This is a genomic window from Hoeflea marina, from assembly GCF_003182275.1.
GTDB classification, from domain to species: Bacteria; Pseudomonadota; Alphaproteobacteria; order Rhizobiales; family Rhizobiaceae; genus Hoeflea; species Hoeflea marina.
The window spans coordinates 483,226-502,996 of record NZ_QGTR01000004.1 but is presented as its reverse complement, the minus strand read 5'-3'; the positions used below and the strand labels follow the sequence as shown (position 1 = coordinate 502,996).

Genomic DNA, 19,771 nt, shown 5'->3' with positions numbered 1-19,771 from the left:
GCAATTCCGGGAAGACACCATGGACCACCGCCAGTTTCTTGCCAGCCTGTCGCCGGAGCAGTGCCGCGACCTGACGGAGAAGTCCGACCGGCGCGGACTCGCGCAGCTGGCGCTGCATTGGGGCGCCATCCTGCTGGTCGGTGGACTGATCGCTGCGCGGGTGCCGTTCTGGCCGCTGCTGCTGCCGCTGCAGGGCGTGCTGCTGGTGTTTCTGTTCACGCTGCTGCACGAGGCCAGCCACCAGACGCCGTTCCGCGCGCCGTGGCTCAACATGCTCGCTGCCTGGAGCAGCGGCCTGGTGATCGGGCTGCCGCCGCGCTGGTTCCGCTACTTCCATTTCGCCCATCACCGCTTCACCCAGATACCGGGCAAGGATCCGGAACTGGCGGAGCCGAAACCCGAGAGCTGGGCGCAGTATCTCACCTATGTCTCGGGCATTCCGGTGTGGATCAGCCATGCTCGGGCGCTGGCGCGCAACGCCGCCGGCCGCTGCACTGACGATTATGTGCCCGCTGCAAGGCGTGACGCGGTGCGCGACGAGGCGCGGATCATGATCGGCGTCTATATGGCGCTGCTCACCCTGTCGCTGGCGCTCGGCACGCCGGTGCTCGTCTTCGTCTGGCTTCTGCCAATGCTGCTGGGCCAGCCGTTCCTCCGGCTCTATCTGCTGGCCGAGCACGGCCGCTGCGCCTATGTCGCCAACATGCTCGAGAACACGCGCACGACGCTGAGCAACCGTCTGGTGCGCCGGCTCGCCTGGAACATGCCCTATCACGCCGAGCACCACAGCTATCCGACCGTGCCGTTCCACAGGCTGCCCGACCTGCACCGGCTGATCGCCCCGCATCTGGCGGTGACGGAAGCGGGCTACGCGTCCTTCCACGCCCGCTACGCGCCGGATCTCAACGGATCGGCCGCGCCCGCGCGGGCGGAGCCGCCGGCGCCCTGAGCCGGTCGTGGCGGCGCGGCGCATGCGGCCGGAAAGTCCGGTGAAATGGCCCTGTTTTCGTTCAAAGCGGAAAAAGCGATCCGCCGGCTTAAGCAATCGCTCAATGTTTGACCGCATAGTCCAGACCGTCGAACAGCCTTGAGGAATGACCTTGCTCCCTGCCGAAGCCCCGCTCGTCGTCCATGTGGTGCGACAGTATCTGCCCAACCGCGGCGGGCTGGAGGATGTCGTCGCCAATCTGTGCGCCGAACTGCTCGGGAACGGATACCGGGTGCGGGTCGTGACCCTCGACCGCCTCTTCGGCGCTCCCGGCGAGACGCTTGCCGCCCGCGAAATCATCGCCGGGGTTGAGGTGGTGCGCATTCCCTGGCGCGGCTCCAGCCGCTACCCGCTGGCGCCGTCGGTGTTCCGGCATCTGCGGGACGCCGACATTGTCCATGTGCACGCCATCGACTTCTTCTTCGACGCGCTGGCCTGGGGCTGGCCCTTGCACCGCAGGCCGATGCTGGTGACCACCCATGGCGGGTTCTTCCACACCCGGCGCTTCTCCCGGATCAAGACGGTCTGGTTCAACACGGTCAGCCGGATCTCGTCGCTGGCCTACAGCCGCATCATCTGCTGCAGCAAGGCCGATCGGCGGCTGTTCGACGCCATTGCGGTGCGGCGCACCAGCCTGATCGAGAACGGCGCCGACACGGGGAAATTCGCCGACGCGGCCGCGCCGGCGCCGACGCAGGGCATGATCACCATCGGCCGGTTCTCCGCCAACAAGCAGATCCTGCGCCTGCTCGATGCGGCCCGTGTGCTGGTCGGGCGCGATCCCGGCTGGACGCTGACCATCGCCGGCGTGGCCTCCGACCTGTCGGAAGCCGATGTCCGGAGCGGCATTGCCGATCGCGGCCTCGACGCAAATGTCCGGCTGGTGACCGGCCCCTCGAACGCGGACATCCGGCGGATGATGGCGGAGGCAAGCCTGTTCGTCTCGGCCTCCGACTATGAGGGATTCGGGCTTGTCGCCATCGAGGCCATGAGCGCCGGCCTGGTGCCGGTTCTCCAGCCCAACAGCGCCTACCGCGATCTGGCCGGTCGGCATGACTGCATCGCGCTGGCGGACTATCGCAACCCGGCGCTGGCCGCGGACGCCATCGAGGCCGCGCATCTGCGGCTGCACTCCGATTTCGCCGGCCTGCGCGACGCGACCCGGGCGGCGGCGGCGGGCTATGGCTGGCCGGCAGTCGCCGGCGAGTACATGGCGCAGTACCAGGCGATCCTCGGCAAGGGGCGCTGACCGGCGATATCGGGAGATCGATGACCGGTCCTTTCGGTCCGGGCAGGGTCGCCCGGGCAGACCGGCAGTGCGGCGGGTATGCCGTTCAGGCCGCTTCGTCCGGCACGGAGTGGCCGCGCCTGCGCGGCGTGCCGCGGTAGTCGCTGATCAGGGCGAGAAGCATTCCAAGTCCCAGGCCGAGAAGGCTTCCGCCGAAGAGACCGGCGATCAGCAGCATGGTGCGGCCCGGTCCGTCGGCCTTGAGCGGCGGGACGGCTGCCGAGATGATCCTGATGTTGCTCTGCAGCAGGTTCTGCTCCTCGTGGATTTCCGTGACCCGCTTGAGCGCCGTGCTGTAGATTTCGGAGGACACCGTCGCCTTTCGCTCCAACTCCTTGAGCTTCACGGTCTCCGGAGAGCTGGTCGATTGCAGCGCCTTCTGGACGGTCAGTTCCTTCTTGATGTCGTTTTCGGCGTTCACGGCCTGTTCGTACTGGTCCTTCGCAGTCGCACCGGCGCGGGCAAGTTCTTCCCTGATCTGCGCCTTGACCGATTCCAGCGACGCCTGCGCGGCCATCAGCGCGGGATGGCGCGACCCCATCTTGCTGGCGAGGCTTTCGACGATGGATGTCTGCCGGGTGTACTCGCTGCGCAGGTCGCCGAGCGTGCGCGAGCCGACGCTTTCGGCCACCGACCCCGAGACGCCGTCGTTCAGCGTCGCGTTCGACACGGCCTCGTACCTGGCCTTGGCGGAAATCGTGGCCTTCTGGGCCTGGACAAGCAGTTCGTTCAGTGCGGTCAGGCGCTTGTCGGAGATCAGGTCGCCGCCCGCCTCGACCAGGTCGTTGCGGGCGCGGTAGGTCTCGACCTCCAGTTCGGCGGTCTGCGCGGCCTTGCCGAGCTCCATCAGCCGCGAACCCAGGGCGCTGTTGGCGGTGGTGTATTTCTCGACTGCGATCGCGTTGATCTCGTCCTTGAAGACGGACACCACGGTGTTTGCGATCTCGGCTGCTTTTCCGGCCTCGGACGACACCACCTTGACGGTCGTCACATAGGCGCCGTCCGCCCGGTCGACATCGATGGCGGACTGCAGCTTTGCGGCCGCCATGCGCCTGGCGTCACCGGCATCGCCGCCGACGGTTGCCGTGAAGTCCGGATCCTCGTCGAGGCTGAGCAGGTCGACGACCTTGAACAGGACATTGTCGGAGAGGATGATCATGCTCTGGCTGTCGATGATCGTGGAGATGACCACCGGAGACAGCGCGGCGGTCTTGTCGGTGTCGTCGGTCACCCGGATCTGGGTCGGGTCGAAATAGATGGTTGCCGTCGCGCTGTATTTCTTGTGAAGGAGCAGGGTTGCGCCGGCAAGCAGGACGGCACAGGTGACGACGGCCACGGCGACCGTGCCGCGATGGGCCCAGCTGGTCCGGAGGATCGACGCCAGATCAATGAGCGGCGCATCGGAACGCCGCGGATCGGATGGCTGCAGTATCTCCGCGGGCCTGGCCTCCGGCTCCAGGGCCTCTTCGCGCGGAGCGGTGGCGGCCTGGGTCGCAGCTGCGGCCGGGCCGTGCCGGTCAGTCGGCTGGAGCGGCGGCGGCCTGCCCTGGTCGGCGCGCGCGCACAGCGGACGCTGCTGGCGCCGGGTGAGGCCGCGTTCGCCCATCCACCTCGCCACAGTCGGCTTCCTGTTGTCGTCGTGCTGTGTCACGGGGCGAATCTTTGGCTGGAGGATGGGACCATTGTCGCTGATGCTATTGTTTGTTGGTTAACAAAAAATGCATTTCGCCGTCGCGGGCCGGTCTCAGTCCCGGCCGCAGCCGGGCGCGCCGGGGAGATGCGGTCCCATCGAACTCACGAGCGCGGTCAGCTGCGGCTTATCGCCCGTGCCGTTCGGCTGGATGTTCAGCGCCTCGGTCGGCGGCCACCAGTCGCCCGCCGCCCAATAGGTGAGGCCAAGCCAGGCGTCCGAGTTGGCGCGAAGATGCTCGACGATGCGGGAGAGCGCAGCGGTGCAGTCCGGTGCGGAGGAGACGCCGATCTCGCCGATCATGCCGCGGAACTTGTTCGCCCTGAGCCAGGCCGTCGCATTCACGATCGCCTGTTCGGCGCCGTCGCGGTTGGAGCATTCGGCATGCGTTCCAGACGAATCCGCATCGAGATACTGATGAAACTCGATGGCGAAATTGTTGCCGGGATCGATGACGTCCTTGATGACCTCGCTGTTGGCTCCCTGTCCGTAGTCGTCGCCCCAGCTGGCGGCGCCGCTCCAATGGGTGCCGGGCACCAGGATGAGGTTTTCAGCCTTCACCCGCCGGATGCCCAGGATGGCGGCATTCGCCGCATCCAGCCAGTCGCGCGCGCCGATGTCGTAAGGCTCGTTCATCAGGCCGAAGATGACGTCCCGATCGTCGGTGAAATGGACGGCGAGCCGTATCCAGAAGTTGGCGAACAGCGCGGCGGGCAGATCCGCCGAGCCGATGCGGCGACCGCCATGATAGCCGAAATTGTGGGGATTGAGGATCACCCGGAAGCCGCGGTCGCGCAGCGACCTGACCGAGATTGTCAGCCGCTCCAGCTCCAGGGCGTCAAGATCGCCTCCGAGGGTCGGTTGAAGCCTTTCCCACTTGAAGGGAAGCCTTATCGTGTCGAAACCCTTTTCGGCGAAATAGGCCATTGTCGTCGGCGTCGGGTAGAAATAGTTGGTGCCCACCTTGCCGTCCGCCTCGCCGTATTCGGCGCCCGACAGATTGACGCCGCGAAAGCAGAGCCGGTCTTCGGCCGATGCTGGGACAGCGGCCTGGATGCAGAGGCAAAGCGCCAGGAGCGGCGCAATGGCAAGGCGTGCCAACGGGTTGGTCATCATGGAATGCACCTCAGGAACCGGCGGATTGGTCCAGCTTGGAGTTGTTGCCGGCAAGGGCGAAGGCCGGCTCGGCCGCGGGTTTTGGCGGTTTCCTGCCGCTCAGGTATCGATCGACCGGCAATTCGAACATCAGGTGGACGAGCCCGCCGACGATGCAGGAGGCCAGCAGCATGGATGCCACGAGGATGTACTGGTTGGTCAGAATGCCTTCGGGCAGGTGGCTGTAGGCCATTCGCCAGCCCGCCAGCACGAAGATGTGGGTCAGGTAGATGCTGTAGGACGCGTCGCCCAGGAAGCGCAGGAGGCGCAGCTCGCGAACCCTGGTGAAATCGATCGAGGTCATGGCGAAAACGATCAGCACGGCAGGCAGGCCGATGGTCAGGAGGCGCTCATGAGGCAGTTCCAGGAAGTCAAAGACCAGCAGCAGGGCGGTCGACACGACGGCCAGTGCAACCGCGACAGTGGTGCCGATGCGGAACCCGCGCAGATAGAGAAGGCCGAGAACCGCGCCGGCGGCGAATTCGAAGACGATCGGATTGCCGTAGAACGTAGTGGCCGTGGTCTGCATCGACGCCAGCGAGCACAGCGCGGCGATCGCCGCCAGCGTGGCCACGAGCAGCGCGAGCCGGAACCGCGGGCGGATGAACAAGAGGGCGCCGAATATCAGGTAGAAATACATCTCGTAGTTCAGCGTCCAGCCGGGAACGATCACCGGCGCGATCATCCTGCCCTCGGGATCTGCGGGATTGATCCAGGGGAGAAAGGCCAGCGACGCGGCGACATGCTGCGCATCGAAGACGGTCGACTTGAGGATCTGCGGCGCCACCAGTGCGACCGCGGCGGCCGCGAGCGTGACCGCCCAGTAGAGCGGAACAATGCGCCGTATGCGCTTGCCGTAAAACTGCAGGGCGGTGATCGGCTTGCCGGAGGTGGTGACCCACATCACGAAGCCGCTGAGCACGAAGAACACGTCGACTCCGCTCTTGCCGAACAGCGCCACGCCGAGAACTGCCGAAGGGTCGATGGTGCGCAGCTGGAGGATGGCGTGGAAATAGACGACCAGCAGGGCGGCGAGGGCGCGTATGTATTGAAGCTGAACTAGCACTGTGCCGGTCTCCTGTCGCAATTGTTCAGCTGCTTCCGCACGCCGGCCCGGCGCCGCGATCCGGAAGCCTAGCCGGCCAATGCCGCGGCGTAGCTGTTGCGGGAAGGCACGCACTCGCGGACGTCGTCCAGCTCGGACACCTTCATGTAGCCGACCAGCAGCCACAGCAGAGCGGCGATCTTGATGGAGAACACCGCATTGCCGCCGATCATCATGTTCATGAAAAAGAAAATAGAAAGTGAATAGGCCGCCCGCCTCTGCGCCGCCGTGCGTCCTGCCGGCAGGAAGGAGACGAAGAGCCAGAGGGCGAGAAGGCCGAACGCGGTGCCGGCATTGACGACATAGGCATAGCCGCTGTCGGCGAGCTCGCCGATGACGGCGACGTTCAGTCCCATCAGCGCATTGAAGTCGATCTCGGCGAGCTTGTTGATGGTCAGCACGATCCGGCCGTTGATCGTGTCGCCCGATGCCGAGGGAAAGACAAGGTAGACAAGCAGGCCGGCCGCAAGGATCCCCGGCATGATCAGGGCCGTCAACTTCGTGCTGAGCGAGGGAAAGATGAAATAGCCGAGAAAGCACACGCCCGAAAAGATCAGCATGGTCCGCGAATCGTTGGTGGTGATGATGGCGGCGATCGTGACCATCAGCAGAATCCGGTCAGACCGCGCGATCCTGGTGTACATCGCCATCAGATAGATGATCAGGACGCCGGAGAAGTTGGCGAGCGAAACCTGCTCCAGGAAGATCGATGAGGTCCGGTGGTCGGCGAGGCCGAAGGAGAACCTGCCCGGAATCTTCTGCGCATTCTGAAACAGCTTGGAGCCGTCGAAGGAAATCTGCCGAAGCCCGCGGGTGTTCTCGAAATAGGAAGCCGGATTGAAGACATTCTCGTAGATGGTGGTCCGGAATATCTCCACCAGCAGCACGGCGAGAACGGCAATGCAGGCAATGCGGAAAATGGCGACCACCGTGGCCCGGTTCGCCCATGTGCCGATCATCGTGAAGATCGAGATGATCATGATGCTGCGGAGATACTCGATGAACAGCGCGGCGTTGACGACCATCATGTAGCCGGCGACCATGACATTGAAGCCGAGAAAGGCCAGAACGGGCAGATGCTGGCGGAATATGCCCTTCGTGAGCAGATAGATCATGCAGAGCACCAGGATGAGCATCTCCGCCAGGGCAATGTGCGCGAAGCCCAGAGGCATGACCATGTTGTTGATGACGGCCAGCACGCAGTTGTACAGAACCGATGGCAGCAGCAGCGCCATGATGACCGGGTTCCGGTCCGTCCGGCCCGACATGCCGGCGCGGTGCATGGGTCCGGTCGTCGTCTGGCTCATGATGTCCACCCGCCCGGGCCCGGGGCAGGGCAGCATGGCAGGCCTGCACAGGCATCGCCGGTGACGCGGATCCGGGAGTTGTCGACGATGTGATCGGTGCGGTTCATGGCGCGGGCTTCGTTCGAACCTCTCGCCTCCTGTCCGATCCGAAGACCGGTTGGCGCGTGGCGGTGCAGTGTGTGCGACCTGGTCGCGTCGGACTTGTCTTCGAAAACTGCCAGAGCCGGATTAACAAGCCGTCAACCATGAATGGCTTTCGATCCCGGCGCCATGGGCTCTGTCCGTTCGGATTCAGCGCAAGTTAAGTGCCCGGTTGATAGACTGGCGGATGAGACGTTGCAGGCGAGGCAGATGAACCGGAATGGCAAGGCAGCGATCATCGGGAAGCAAGTTGGACCATGAGCACGCCGCCAGGGCTTCGCGCCGCTTGCGCGGAAGGCCCGTCCGCTCGCGCCCGGCAACGGAAAGGCCTGGGCGATGAAGCCGGCCGATAGCGGGATTGTCAGGAATTCGGCGCTGAACGCCGGGGCAGGGCTGACGCTGCTGATCGCCGGATTTGTCTCGTCCGTCGTCGTGGCGCGGCTGCTCGGCCCCGGCGCCAGCGGCACCATCGCCTTTTCGCTGTGGCTGGTGACCACGGGGACGCTGATTGCCGAACTCGGCACCGGCGTCTCGTTGCTGCGGCTGTTGCCGCAGCTGGCAGCGCGCGGCCACGATCTTGCGGCCCGGCGGCGCTTCGCCGCCTACCTCGCCTGGCCGGTGGTGTTCTCGACGACGGTGTTCACCCTTGGCTATGCAGTCGTCGCCGCGCTCTCGGATCGGTCGCAATGGCACGACCTTCCATCCGAGATCGTGGTCGTCACCGGCGTCCTGTTCTTTGTCCAGTCGATCGGCTCCTACTCCAAGAACTACCTGATCGGCGAACAGCGACTGGGCGGCTTCATGAAGCTGTCGCTGGCCAGCGCGGCGATGCAACTTGCCTGCGTCACGCTCGGGGCATGGCATTTCGGAGTGCCGGGGGCATTGGCGGGCTATGCCTGCGGCCAGTTCATCCTGTTCGTGGCGACCGTCTCGATCCTGCGGTCACGGCCGGACAATTGCGGCCTGAGCATGCGCCAGGTGGCCAGCTCATCCTTGGTGGTCATCATCGAGTACATCGTCGCCGCGGTCTTCCTGGCACGGCCGGAGATCGTGTTCCTGCAGTATTTCCGCGACGCCGAAACCGTCGGACTCTACGCAGTGGCGCTGTCGCTGGCCAATCTGGCGCTGCAACTGCCGATCCAGCTGACCGGAAGCCTGCTGCCCTACTATTCCGGCCATCTGGAGCGCAACGGCGGCCTGCTGCCGGGCGGCGTCTTCGAGACCGTGGTGCGGAACTTCGCCTATCTGACGCTTCCGATCAGCTTCGGGCTCGCCGCCGTGGCGGAACCGCTGGTCACCAGCATCTACGGCGCGGCCTTTCGTGAAGCGGGGATCTTCGTGGCCATCCTGGCAGTGGCTGCCCCGGCAAGCGTGTTCCTGCAGCTGTGCACGCAGTATGTGTTCTCCATCGACAGGCCGGGGATCCGTCTGATGACCGCCCTCTTCGGCGCGATTTCGATGGTGCTCGGGCTGCTGCTGATCGTTCCCGCCTATGGCGGCGAGGGCGCGGCGGCGGTGCGCGGTCTCGTGCTGGTCGGCATGTGCGTCTACATCGTCCGGTTCACCCGGCTGTCGGCATCGTCGGCGTCCCTGGTGCCGAGCCTGGCACGGATCACGCTGGCCGCGGTGCTGTGCGCCGTCTCGGCATGGCTGGTGACGGGCGTCGTCGACGGACTGCCCGGCGTCCTGCTGGCGGTTCTCGGCGGCATTGCCGTCTATCTCGCAGGCCTTCGCGTGCTCGGCGCCGTCAGTCGGGACGACAGGGCCTCCCTGCACGCCATCGGCGCCAAGGTCCCGGCGAAGGCGCGTCCGTTCTACCTGTCGGTGGTCACGCTGGTGGCTGCGCGCGCCGGCGACGGCGGCCTGTGATGGGATATATCGACCTGTCCGGGCCCGGCACCGCGACTTCGCGTCTTCGCTCCGCCGCCGTGCCCGTCCGCTTCGGGGGCTGTGCCGGCCTGTTCAACGCCGCGGAGGCCACGGCGCCCGCTTCGGACAGCGCCGTGCTTCTCGTCAGCCCCTGGGGCTTCGAGGAGATGTGCCTGCGCAAGTTCCACTGCGAGATCGGCGAGGCGCTTGCGGCAAAGGGAATTGCCTGCCTGCGCTTCGACCTGCCGGGGACCGGCGATTCCGCCGACCCGGCGGGCGATGCGTCGCTCGCCGGATGGCGCGCCTCCGTCACGGCGGCGGCGGCCGAACTCAAGCGGCTGTCGGGCGCGCGCAGCGTCATCCTGGCCGGCCATGGCCTCGGCGCAACGCTGGCGCTCGACGCAGCCGACGGAATCGACGATGTCGCCGGTCTGGCCCTGCTTGCACCGGTGACCTCGGGGCGAAGCTATCTGCGCGAGACCGCGCTCTGGTGGAAGATGGTGGCCGCCGATCTCTATCTCGATCCGGCCGCCGATGACGGGGGCGGACTGTCCATCGCCGGCCTCGTCCTGCCCGCGGGCATCACCGCCGAGCTGCGCAATCTGAAGGCCGCGGAGTTGCGGCTGGCGCGGCCGCTGCCGGTGCTGTTGGTGGGCCGCTCCGCCGCCGCCGGCGACGAGGAGCTGGCGACGCAGCTGCAAGCCGCCGGCTGCCCCGTCGAGCGGCTGGTCTACGAGGGCTACGAGGCGCTGAAGACCAATCCGATGCGCTCGCGCAGCCCGGCGGCCGTGATCGAGGGGCTAGCCGGCTGGGCACGGATGATCGCCCCGAACCGGGCGCCCGGCCGCACCGTCGCAACCTGTCGGGAGGCCGGGCTGGCCGGCGATGGCTTCCGCGAGACAGGCATTCGCTTCGGCGACCATGGCCGGCTCTCGGGCACGCTGTGCGAGCCGGCGGGGCCCCGCCGCGGCGCGTCGGTGCTCATCGTCGGAACCGGCTATGACCGGGCATCGGGCTGGGGCCGGATGGGAGTCAAGACCGCCCGCGGTCTCGCCGGCCGCGGCATTGCCAGCCTGCGCTTCGATGCGGCCGGCGTCGGCGACAGTCCGCCATGTCCGGGAGATCCGGATCAGGTTCTCTATGCGCCGTGCATCGACCGCGATGTGGCCGCCGCAGTGGCCGAACTTGTCCGCCGCGTCCCCGGACCCACGGTGCTGAGCGGCCGCTGCAGCGGCGGCTATCATGCGTTCCGGGCGGCATTGCGCGAACCCTCCTGCCGCGGCGTGGTGAGCGTCAACTCCTATGCCTATGTCTGGGACCCGGACGTGGATTTCAACGAGGCGCTGGCGGGCGTCGCCCGGCCGCTGCGCGATTACTCGCAGCGTGCGCTCAACCCGAAGACCTTCAAACGGCTCATGGCCGGCGAGGTGGATGTGCGGCGGGCGGGACTCAACATCGCACGCCAGATCGGCAGGGGTATCGCCGGCAGATTCGGTCCCCGCATCGCCGCGCTCGTGCATCGCAACCGCCTGCGCGCCGACATCGAGAATGACTTCCGCAGGCTGCAGGCCGACGGCAGGCTGGCGGCGCTGGTCTATGGCGACGATGACCCCGGCCTCGAGCAGTTCCGGATGGTGTTCGGCCATGGCGGCGAGAGACTGAAGCACTACCCGAACGTCGTCCGGGTCAGCCTCGGCGACAGCGATCACAATGTCACGTCTGCGGAAGCTCAGGATCGGGTGATCGCCACCATCGGCGACATGGCGCTCAGGGTCGGCTGACCGGTTCGTTCCGCCGGTGCCGGTCAGAACGGGACGATGCCCCTGCCGCCGGCCAGCCGGACTTCGCCGCCGGGCCTGGCGGTGACGGATCCGAGCCGGACCAGACGCGGCCTGCCCGGCGCCAGATGAAACCAGTTGTCTTCCGGCTCGGCACCGGTGACCGCGATCTCCACATTCTGCGCAAACCTGTCGGTGGCGATTTCCAGCGCGTAGCCATCCGCTGTCTCGATCAGGAGGGCGGTGAGGTTGGCCTCGTGGCGTGCGGCGGCGCGGCCCGATGGAAAATGGAACGACGAGGCGATCTCTGCGCCGGTTTCGGCGTCGATGAGCCGCGCCAGCGTGACATTGTGCGATGGAGGGCCGAAGCGGTAGGCATAGGCGGTGTCGAAGAACGCCCCGAAGAAGTCCGTCGCGGCGATGGTCGAGGCGGAACTAGCCGCCAGCACCAACTCCTTGCGGCCGGAGGCCACCGGCACCGTGCCGTCGCGCAGGCAGACGATCTCGGCAACCACCGCGCGATCACCGGCACCATCATTGAGGAGGTGGACGTCGACGCCGTTGGTGCCCTCGTCGGTGAGCGCGATCTGTACGGGCCGGAACGCACGTTTGGCGGCAAAATAGGCGGGTTTCGGCAGGCCGGTGGAATCGACCAGCCCCCACCCGGCGCCGGGCATGAGATCCTGAAATGTCCAGATCAGCGCGCCATTGCAGGATGAGTCGCGCCGCCGCCATTCGGCGAACGTCGCCTCGATCACCTCGCCGGTGACGACGCGGGAGAGGTCGAGATAGAGTGCCGGGTTCTCGCGCCGAAGCCGCGCCGGGTCGACCTCGTAGAGGAGGCGCAGATAGTGCTCGCGGATGTCCTCGAAATCCCAGCTGGCGTCGCGGTCGCGCGGCACGCTGGCCTTCCAGCGGGGATCGTGAACCGGCGGAACCGGCAGATGCGCGTCGAGCGTCGACTGAGCGGGAACATGGGCGAAGGCGAGGCTTTCCGCAGCGAAGCGAACATTGGCGCGCCGGGCATCCTCGAGCGGACGGCAATAGGCGCCGACGCCGTAATAATGGCTGACGCCGGCATTGGGTGAAAACGGCATGGCGCCGCCATGGGGGGAGTTGGGCACATACACGCAGTCGGGTCGAAGCTCGGCGACGATGCCGGGGAGCAGATCTTCTGTGAGCGGTCCCTCGTAGACCTCGCGCGGCAGCCCCAGCATCGCTGCCTGCTGGTGGATTTCGGAACCGCCGCAGAGGACCGTCATCGAGGGCGAGGCGGAGGTGGCGGCGAGTATCTGCCGCGCCTCGAGCTCGACCAGCGCCATCCAGGCCTCGTCGGCCATCGGATAATGGAAATTGGCGAGCATGAAATCCTGCCACACCATCAGGCCCATCTCGTCGCAGAGGGCGAAGAAATCCGGGCTTTCATAGGCCATCGTGCCGCCGATGCGGATCATGTTCATGCCGGCCTCGGCCGCTTTCCCGAGCCATGGACGGTAGTCCTCGCGGCCGCCGGGAAGCCGGACGATGTCGGCGCTGGTCCAGGCGGCGCCGCGGCAGAAGACCTTGACGCCGTTGATGCGCAGTCCGAAATCGAACCCGTCGGTGCCTTGCTCGACCTCGATGCGCCGGAAACCGGTGCGGCCGATGCGCCGGGTCACGCCGCCGGTTTCCATGAGGATCTCGTGCAGGACGGGCTCGCCATGGGTGGCCGGCCACCAGGGGCGGACACCGGGAATGGCAAGGTCGGCCACGAAGCTCCCGCTGACCTCGACCAGCGGAGCGCTGTGCCCGGCGCAATGAATGATGCCGCCCAGGCCGCCGGCGAGGCGGACGCGCAGCAGGCCAGTGCCGTCGGCATCGAGGCGTGCGGAGATGGTGAGGTCGGTGACGGCATCACCGCCGCGCCTGATCAGGCTGACCGGACGCCAGGGACCGGCGGCATGGATCTCGGGGCACCAGCCCGGCATGCGGCCGAGCACGGTGGTCCGGAAAAGCCTGAGGCCCGCAGGCGTGATCATCCGCGGTCGCCAGCGGGCACGGGGGCCTTTGCGTGCCAGTTCCGGCGCCAGAGCGCGGAAGCGGATCGTGATGGTGTCCTCGCCGGTCAGCCGAACCGGCACGTCATGGCTGGTGAACATGCTCTCGGAGCGCAGCACCAGTTCCGCGTTGACGAAGACATCGCTCAGGGTGGCGAGGCCTTCGAGCCGCAGCAGCGCCTCGCCCGCAAGTCCGTCGCGCAGGCGCAGCCGGTACCATGCATCAATGCCGTCGAGGGCCACGGGCGCGTCGCGGTCGAACCGGCCTGCCTGCTCGAGCGCCGCGGCGACGGTACCGGGAACGATGGCCGGAATGAGGTCGAGGTCCTCGGGCAGGTCGCCGGGGACGGACCAGGCGCCGGGCTCGCAGAGATGCATCGTCCAGCCGCTGTCGAGCCGGCGGATTGTCTCTCCGGAAATGTTGGCATGGGGGGAGGGGCTGATATCCATGTCCGCCTCAGGCAAGCGCCTTGCCGGCGCTTTCCATCAACTGGTCCCAGGCATCGGCCGCGGGCTCAAGCACGCTGCCGAGCGCATCGAACTTGCGGCGGGTGACGGCGCGGGCGAGCTGGAACTGCGCCGATTTCATCCCCTCGGATATCTTGAGGGCATGCCCCGCCGGCTCGGTGAAGTCTTCGCCCAGCCAGTCGAAATAGCTGCCGCAGAGCTCGAAATTGGCGCCCGCCTGGCGCAGCGTGTTGAAGGCATATTTGTGGAAGAAGCCGAACGGCTTGTCGGCCACGCGGGCAGCCTCTGACGCGAAGGCAGCGGAGAAGGCGCGCAGCGGATTGGCCGCGGGACGGCGGTTCAGGTGGCGCCGGCCGAGCGACAGCGCCCCGGCGCGCAGTCGGGCTTCGTCCGGATACGTGGCTGGAAACTTGGCGAACTCGGTGTAGGGCAGGAAGGGCAGCGCATCTTCCGCTGCATTCAGCTGGAACAAATTGTCGAAGTCGTCGCCGGAAAGATGGAAGAAGCCGCCATTGTGGAAATAGTCGAGTTCGCGGCTCTCGAGATCCAGCCTGTTGATCGCAACCGTGGTCTTGCCATGCTCGATCCGGTAGGCGACGCCCTGGGTGTCGGGCATGTAGTAGCTGTCCATCTCCACCAGGCAGACGCGCCCGCGGGCCGCCTGTTCGGCGACATGGGCTTCCAGCCGGTCATAGATGGCAAGCTCTGTCACCTTGATGCCGAAGAGGCTCTCGAGATCTTCCAGCGGCACCTTGAAAAAGGTCATCTGGTCGCCCTCGAAATCCTGGGTGAGGGTGAAGCCGAGCATGGGCTCGGGCGGAAGGCCCTGGGCCGCCAGCAGCTCGATCCAGAGATCGGTGTAGCAGTTGGTTTCCGGCCACATGCGCTCGCCATTGTGGAGCGCATGCGGACGGTAAGCCGACGGCGTTATGGTCAGGATCGGCTGCATGCCCTAGTGGCCGAGCGCCTTGCGGACGCTCGCCGGCCAGAGCTTGGGATCCAGACCATGGTGGTGGAACAGCGCCAGCGCGATGCGCTCCAGCCCGAAGCCGACGCAGGCGGTGTGGGCGGTTTCGCCATCGGCGGTCTTCAGTCCCCAGGTGGAACCGAAATGGTCCTGGTGGTAGTTGAAGCTCATGCAGGCCGTCGGGTTGGCCACGGAGTTGATCGGGATCAGCAGCTCGAACTTGAGGTTCTGGTCGCGCTGGTTGTTCTTGAGCAGGCGGCCGGCGCGGCCGAAGAACGGGTCGTTGGCGACATCGACCTCGACGGGCATTTCGAGGCTTCCCATCAGCTCCTTGCCCTTTTCCATCCATTCGCCGCGGAACGCCATGACGTCCTCGGGCCTGCCGAGGCGGACGAATTCGCGCATCCGGAACAATTGCATGCGGGCGGGGTCGTTGGAAGGCTCGTGGCGGAAGCAGTAGGACTGGATGTTGAACAACGCGCCGCCGCTGGCCAGCGGGCCGCGGCGGGCGACGATGGGATAGAGCGGATAGCAGGCGGCCGGCGTCAGGACGATGTCGGAGGCCTTCTGGCCCTCGGTCCAGTCAGAGCCTTCGGCCATGCACTTGATCAGGTTCTGGTGATCCAGCTCGCAGCCGCAGAAGGAATGCACGGTGCCCGCGAGCTGGGGGAAATTCTTCATGTAGCCCGAACCCTCGAAGTGGGCGCGGTTCATGCCGGGCGGGAAGCGGATGACTTCCGCGCCGGTGTTGCCGGCGAAGCGGTCGATCAGGCCCTCGAAGGCGGTGATGACGTCCTCGAAGGTGCCGCTGCGCGCGTAGACGCCCTCGACGCCGGTGTCGATCAGGAGACCGCTGTCGAACAGGCGGTCGAGAAGCGAGATCTGCATATCCATGTCTTACCCCAGGAGGCTGGTGTCGAGTTTGTGCACCAGCAGCATGTTGGCGCTGTTGGCGAGAATCCGGTCGTTGGAGATCATGACGCGCGAGGAATGGGCGTCGCGCAGATGTCGGCCGAGGCTGAAGGGCGTGCCGTTCTTGTAACCGGCAATGCCGCAGACGATCATGGCCTGGTCGACGATCTCGATGACCATTTCCGAGCTGGTGACCTTCAGAGAGTTCATGTCGACCAGGAAGGCGATCGATATCGCATGGGCGGGATCGGCCTTGACTCGCTCGTAGTCCTGGATGCTGGCGGTGATGCTGGCTTTGACAAGATGCAGCTTGGCTGCCACTTCGGCGACACGAAGCGCCCCGGGCGGCACGCTGCCGGGATTGGCGCGCGCGGCGCCGCGGACAAAAGCCTGGGCGCGGCTGACCGCGTTGACGGCGATGCCGTACCAGACGCCCGACCACAGAAGGTGGCAGACGGCCAGCATGGATTCGGCGGCGATTTCGGCGAAGGGCTGCGGGATGATCTGACGGCTCGGCGCCTCGCCCTTGAACAGGAAGCCCTCCGAGCAGGTGCCGCGCATTCCCAGTGTGTCCCAGTCATGGGTCTTCTCAAGCGTGTACTGGCCGTTGAGAAAGACCGTCATCACCTGGTCGCTGGGGGCGGCGTCCTTGTTGGCGCGCGAGGTGATCAGGATGGCGTCGGCATGGGCGCCGTAGGAAATGACCGAAGCTTCCTTGGTCAGCCGGCAGGTGTCACCGTCGACCTCGATGGAGCAGATCGAGTTGCGGAGATTGCCGCCGATGCCCGCTTCCGTCGTCGCCGAGGCCAGAAGGAGCTGTTCGTCGGCGACCCGGCGCATGAAGCCCTCGTGCCAGGCATCGCCGCGGCCATGGGCGATCAGGCTCGAGAGCTTGATGTGGTGCATGGCGAGAATCATCGACGAGGAGGCGCATTCCTGAGAGATCAGCGAGCAGGTCTCGGCCACTTCGGCGATGGAGGCGCCGATGCCGCCGAGTTCCACCGGCACCTGGATGCCGAGCAGGCCCTCGGCCTTCATCGCGGCGACGGCCTCGGCGGGAAAGCGGCCGTGCCGGTCAACGTCGTCGGCGAACTTGCCCGCCACCGCGGCGACCTTGCGGGCGCGCTGGACGAGATCGAAACCGCTGATCCCGGAGATGACGTTCATCAGGCGGCCTCCTGGCCTGCCCGCACTGCGCTGACCGTTTCGGCGATCGCGTCGATGGAGGCAAAGGACCTGCGGTTGAGCAGGTGATCGGGGATCTCGATGTCGAACTTGTCCTCGAGGCCGAGCATCAGCTGCACCGATGCGAAGGAGGAGAGGCCGGCGGTGTAGAGATCCGCACTGTCGCTGATCGTGTCAACGCTGACCGGGAGGCCGCCGAGCTTTGCGAGGATTTCGCGAATGTCCTGTTTCATCGTCATTCCTTCGTCACACGGTTTGCAGTGGTCGTCTGAGTGCAGAGGAGCAAACCACAGGCAGGATAAGATCGACCTAAGGGATATGGATAAAATTCTGTTAGGGCGGCGAGCCGTTCGTTTCATTGCGGGAAATGCACGAATTGCGCGGCTGTCGGGTGCCCGTTTGGCAGTATCGGCACGGTCTGGCGCAGAAACGCGCGGCTTGATCGGGCAAGGGGCCGCGCCGTTCAAGCAAACGCGTCGCCATGTCCGGGCATCGAGCCTGCGGAGGCGGGGCGACAATTGGTGCGCCGCCATCGGCTGCTTTCCGCAAGCCGGTTGCCGAGCGGTGGGTTCAGTCCCGAAACGGGAGGCGGGCCGCGGCAGCAACCGTTTGCTCTCCGGCAGCTAAGGCATGTCGCCCGAAAGTGTGCAGCGGCTTAGGGATCACGACGTGGATAATTAGATGACCTAATGCTGAATTCACGCGATGTGCGTGAGCGGTTGTCAGGCACCGCAGCATTTCTTGTACTTGCTGCCCGAACCGCAGGGGCAGGGGTCATTGCGACCGGGGCGGGCGGCGGATGCGGCGACGGGAAATTCCGCCTCGGCATAGCACCAGCTTCCATCGATACGGACGAAGCGCGAGGTCTCCTCGACCGCGCCGTCGCGGCCGGCGTGACGGTAGCGCGCGACGAAGCTGACCGTGCCCTCGCTGTCGGCATCGCTGCCCCGGCGAATTGCCCTGATCTCGAGGCCGAGCCACTCGGTGCCCAGCTGGCTGGCCGCGAGCTCGGCCCGGTCGAACCCGGCGGCCGCCGGTCCCGCACAGGTCCTCTCGATATGGTCGAGATCGCCCGTGGCATAGGCCGTGTAGCGCGAGCGCATCAGCGCTTCCGCCGTCGGGGCCGCCGCGCCGGCGAGGTAGCGGCCGCAACAGGCGGACAGGTCTCGGGGGAGGCCGCAGGGGCAGGGCATGGGCGGGTCCTATTTCGGAGGCGAAGAGGGACATAGCGTGGAGGATTTCAGACGACAAGTGCAGCACCGGGGGCTAACGGCGGGGGGGGGGGAAGGAGCAGGGGCGGGTTGCTTCCGCGCACGGAATCCACGGATTGCTGAAACCAATGTGCCTGCGCAACCGTATCCGAAGTCGTGCTTCGGCCGGCTGCCCCGAATGTTTCGGTTCCGGCCGGTCCCGTCTTCCATCCCGGCGCCGCGGATCGCGTTTCGCGCCGCCGCGCGCCAAGCGAGGGGTTTGCCCAATGCTCCGCTTCCTGACACTTGCAGTCGCCTTCATCGCGCTCGGAAGCGGTCTGCTTCCGGCGATGGCGGCGGAAAAATTTGCCTTCGAGACCTATTTCCGGGGGCCGACCGTGGCTTACGGAAAGTTCTCCGCCATCAACGGCGTCAAGCGCACCTTCCGTGTCGACCTTCGCGGCACCTGGGACGGCAAGACCCTCAAGCTGGTGGAGAAATTCAAGTATGACGACGGCGAGCGGGACACCAAGATCTGGTATTTCACGAAGACCGGCCCCGGCGAATATGTTGGCCGCCGCTCCGACGTCGAGGGCGTGGCCAATGTCTCGATCGAAGGAGACACGGCCCGCTACGGCTACACGCTCTATCTCGATGCGGAGAACCGCAAGAACCTGGTGCATTTCCGCGACAAGATGGTGCTCAGGGACGACGGCACGGTGCACAACACCGCGACCGTGTTCAAGAGCATCTTTCCGGTCGGCCGCGTGGTGGTGAATTTCGCCCGCGCCAGGGACGCCCACAAGCTGAAGCGGCCGTGACACCGCTGCGGCGGGCGCCGGCGCCAACCGGCTCCCGGCGCTGCTGAGACGCGATCGTCCTGGGCATGGCGTCGCGGTCAATCGTTCTGCGTCTCCGCGCCGCCCGGGGGCGGGCCTCAGAAATAATGGGGATACTGCTCCATGATTTGCGGAACCGCGGCCAGGGTGCCGCTCAGATGCGTCCGCACCGCATTCTCCGTCGCGGCCAGATCGCCGGCTTCGATGGCATCGAGGATGTCGTTGTGGTGCTGGAGGACCGAGATCATCTTGCCCGGATCCGGCAGGTTGAGGCGTCGCAGGCGATCGATATGGCCGGACCGGCTCGAAACCAGATGGTAGAGTGAAACGACACCCGCTGGTTCGACGAGCGAGAGATGAAACAGCCGGTCAAGCGCGGTGAATTCCTCGATGTCCCGGTCTTCCCCCGCCAGCTTCTGCATGGCGAGAATCCGCCTGGCGGGACGCAGCAACTCCGGCTGTCCGGTCTTGGCCAGGTTGCGGGCGACCTCGAGTTCGATCGCCATTCTCAGGAACTGCGTCTCGCGGGCGTGGTCGACGTCGATTTTCGCGACCACCGTGCGCGATTGCGGATAGGACACGACGAGCCCCTCCTGCTCGAGCCTGTGCATCGCCTCGCGGATCGGCGACTGGCTGACGCCGTAGCTCTCGGCGATCTCCGTCCGCACGAGGTTGGAATGCGGTTCCAGGTCAAGCGAGATGATCTGCGAGCGGATGCCGGAATAGACCCGGGCCGCGGCCGATCCCTGAGCGCCGGGCCGGAATGGCTCCTCCTGGGTGCTGGTCAATGCAGCCGATAGCGGTTTTGGTGTCATGGTGCGCTCATCCGTTTTTCGTGAACCCGGCTTCCGGT

Annotated in this window: 16 protein-coding genes; 5 read left to right on the top strand and 11 right to left on the bottom strand. The window is 66.1% G+C overall.

Annotated features, from left to right (window positions below; genetic code table 11):
- The first annotated feature begins 19 nt into the window (after positions 1-19).
- A complete protein-coding gene (locus DFR52_RS17800; RefSeq protein ID WP_110033333.1) occupies positions 20-949 on the top strand; it encodes a fatty acid desaturase in 930 nt (309 codons plus the stop codon).
- A gap of 145 nt (positions 950-1,094) precedes the next feature.
- The gene (locus DFR52_RS17795; protein ID WP_110033332.1) at positions 1,095-2,237 is read left to right on the top strand and encodes a glycosyltransferase family 4 protein; all 1,143 of its coding nucleotides are present in this window, start codon (positions 1,095-1,097) and stop codon (positions 2,235-2,237) included.
- 85 nt (positions 2,238-2,322) lie between these two features.
- Here DFR52_RS17795 and DFR52_RS17790 read toward each other — a convergent pair whose 3' ends face one another.
- The 4 genes from DFR52_RS17790 to DFR52_RS17775 form a co-directional block, all read right to left on the bottom strand.
- On the bottom strand, positions 2,323-3,927 hold the full coding sequence (locus DFR52_RS17790; protein WP_146215630.1) for a GumC family protein: 1,605 nt from the start codon (positions 3,925-3,927) through the stop codon (positions 2,323-2,325).
- 93 nt (positions 3,928-4,020) lie between these two features.
- A complete protein-coding gene (locus tag DFR52_RS17785) occupies positions 4,021-5,082 on the bottom strand; it encodes a glycoside hydrolase family 5 protein (RefSeq protein ID WP_245415388.1) in 1,062 nt (353 codons plus the stop codon).
- Positions 5,083-5,092: 10 nt separating this feature from the next.
- On the bottom strand, positions 5,093-6,187 hold the full coding sequence (locus tag DFR52_RS17780) for an acyltransferase family protein (RefSeq protein WP_110033330.1): 1,095 nt from the start codon (positions 6,185-6,187) through the stop codon (positions 5,093-5,095).
- Positions 6,188-6,255: 68 nt separating this feature from the next.
- On the bottom strand, positions 6,256-7,533 hold the full coding sequence (locus DFR52_RS17775; protein WP_210205864.1) for a hypothetical protein: 1,278 nt from the start codon (positions 7,531-7,533) through the stop codon (positions 6,256-6,258).
- 477 nt (positions 7,534-8,010) lie between these two features.
- Between DFR52_RS17775 and DFR52_RS17770 the strand changes: the two genes are divergently transcribed.
- Positions 8,011-9,543, top strand: coding sequence for an oligosaccharide flippase family protein (locus DFR52_RS17770; protein WP_110033329.1), 1,533 nt, complete (start codon positions 8,011-8,013; stop codon positions 9,541-9,543).
- On the top strand, positions 9,543-11,324 hold the full coding sequence (locus DFR52_RS17765) for an alpha/beta fold hydrolase (RefSeq protein ID WP_110033328.1): 1,782 nt from the start codon (positions 9,543-9,545) through the stop codon (positions 11,322-11,324). Before DFR52_RS17770 ends, DFR52_RS17765 begins: the two co-directional genes overlap by 1 nt.
- A gap of 23 nt (positions 11,325-11,347) precedes the next feature.
- Here the strand turns inward: DFR52_RS17765 and DFR52_RS17760 are convergent, their stop codons facing one another.
- The 6 genes from DFR52_RS17760 to DFR52_RS17735 form a co-directional block, all read right to left on the bottom strand.
- On the bottom strand, positions 11,348-13,807 hold the full coding sequence (locus tag DFR52_RS17760) for a glycoside hydrolase family 2 protein (protein WP_245415387.1): 2,460 nt from the start codon (positions 13,805-13,807) through the stop codon (positions 11,348-11,350).
- A gap of 7 nt (positions 13,808-13,814) precedes the next feature.
- On the bottom strand, positions 13,815-14,774 hold the full coding sequence (locus tag DFR52_RS17755) for a DUF1839 family protein (protein ID WP_110033327.1): 960 nt from the start codon (positions 14,772-14,774) through the stop codon (positions 13,815-13,817).
- A gap of 3 nt (positions 14,775-14,777) precedes the next feature.
- Positions 14,778-15,686 carry an amino acid--[acyl-carrier-protein] ligase gene (locus tag DFR52_RS17750; protein WP_110033326.1) on the bottom strand — a complete coding sequence of 303 codons (909 nt, stop codon included), beginning with the start codon at positions 15,684-15,686 and terminating at the stop codon, positions 14,778-14,780.
- Between the two features lie 3 nt (positions 15,687-15,689).
- Complete coding sequence (locus tag DFR52_RS17745; RefSeq protein ID WP_110033325.1) at positions 15,690-16,871, bottom strand: acyl-CoA dehydrogenase family protein; 1,182 nt, start codon at positions 16,869-16,871, stop codon at positions 15,690-15,692.
- Positions 16,871-17,122, bottom strand: a complete 252-nt coding sequence (locus tag DFR52_RS17740; protein ID WP_110033324.1) for an acyl carrier protein — start codon at positions 17,120-17,122, stop codon at positions 16,871-16,873. Before DFR52_RS17740 ends, DFR52_RS17745 begins: the two co-directional genes overlap by 1 nt.
- A gap of 489 nt (positions 17,123-17,611) precedes the next feature.
- On the bottom strand, positions 17,612-18,082 hold the full coding sequence (locus DFR52_RS17735) for a YchJ family protein (RefSeq protein WP_110033323.1): 471 nt from the start codon (positions 18,080-18,082) through the stop codon (positions 17,612-17,614).
- 284 nt (positions 18,083-18,366) lie between these two features.
- On the opposite strand from DFR52_RS17735, the gene DFR52_RS17730 reads away from it, so the two are divergent.
- A complete protein-coding gene (locus DFR52_RS17730; RefSeq protein WP_110033322.1) occupies positions 18,367-18,900 on the top strand; it encodes a DUF3833 family protein in 534 nt (177 codons plus the stop codon).
- A 116-nt stretch (positions 18,901-19,016) separates the two neighbouring features.
- Here DFR52_RS17730 and DFR52_RS17725 read toward each other — a convergent pair whose 3' ends face one another.
- Complete coding sequence (locus tag DFR52_RS17725) at positions 19,017-19,733, bottom strand: GntR family transcriptional regulator (protein ID WP_110033321.1); 717 nt, start codon at positions 19,731-19,733, stop codon at positions 19,017-19,019.
- Between the last annotated feature and the right edge of the window lie 38 nt (positions 19,734-19,771).

What these genes read in the sequence shown, in the direction of transcription:
- DFR52_RS17800 (WP_110033333.1), top strand. Translation starts at nt 20, where the DNA reads ATGGACCACCGCCAGTTTCTTGCCAGCCTGTCGCCGGAGCAGTGCCGC.
- DFR52_RS17795 (WP_110033332.1), top strand. Translation starts at nt 1,095, where the DNA reads ATGACCTTGCTCCCTGCCGAAGCCCCGCTCGTCGTCCATGTGGTGCGA.
- DFR52_RS17785 (WP_245415388.1), bottom strand. Translation starts at nt 5,082, where the DNA reads ATGATGACCAACCCGTTGGCACGCCTTGCCATTGCGCCGCTCCTGGCG.
- DFR52_RS17775 (WP_210205864.1), bottom strand. Translation starts at nt 7,533, where the DNA reads ATGAGCCAGACGACGACCGGACCCATGCACCGCGCCGGCATGTCGGGC.
- DFR52_RS17770 (WP_110033329.1), top strand. Translation starts at nt 8,011, where the DNA reads ATGAAGCCGGCCGATAGCGGGATTGTCAGGAATTCGGCGCTGAACGCC.
- DFR52_RS17765 (WP_110033328.1), top strand. Translation starts at nt 9,543, where the DNA reads ATGGGATATATCGACCTGTCCGGGCCCGGCACCGCGACTTCGCGTCTT.
- DFR52_RS17760 (WP_245415387.1), bottom strand. Translation starts at nt 13,807, where the DNA reads ATGGATATCAGCCCCTCCCCCCATGCCAACATTTCCGGAGAGACAATC.
- DFR52_RS17755 (WP_110033327.1), bottom strand. Translation starts at nt 14,774, where the DNA reads ATGCAGCCGATCCTGACCATAACGCCGTCGGCTTACCGTCCGCATGCG.
- DFR52_RS17750 (WP_110033326.1), bottom strand. Translation starts at nt 15,686, where the DNA reads ATGGATATGCAGATCTCGCTTCTCGACCGCCTGTTCGACAGCGGTCTC.
- DFR52_RS17745 (WP_110033325.1), bottom strand. Translation starts at nt 16,871, where the DNA reads ATGAACGTCATCTCCGGGATCAGCGGTTTCGATCTCGTCCAGCGCGCC.
- DFR52_RS17740 (WP_110033324.1), bottom strand. Translation starts at nt 17,122, where the DNA reads ATGAAACAGGACATTCGCGAAATCCTCGCAAAGCTCGGCGGCCTCCCG.
- DFR52_RS17735 (WP_110033323.1), bottom strand. Translation starts at nt 18,082, where the DNA reads ATGCCCTGCCCCTGCGGCCTCCCCCGAGACCTGTCCGCCTGTTGCGGC.
- DFR52_RS17730 (WP_110033322.1), top strand. Translation starts at nt 18,367, where the DNA reads ATGCTCCGCTTCCTGACACTTGCAGTCGCCTTCATCGCGCTCGGAAGC.
- DFR52_RS17725 (WP_110033321.1), bottom strand. Translation starts at nt 19,733, where the DNA reads ATGACACCAAAACCGCTATCGGCTGCATTGACCAGCACCCAGGAGGAG.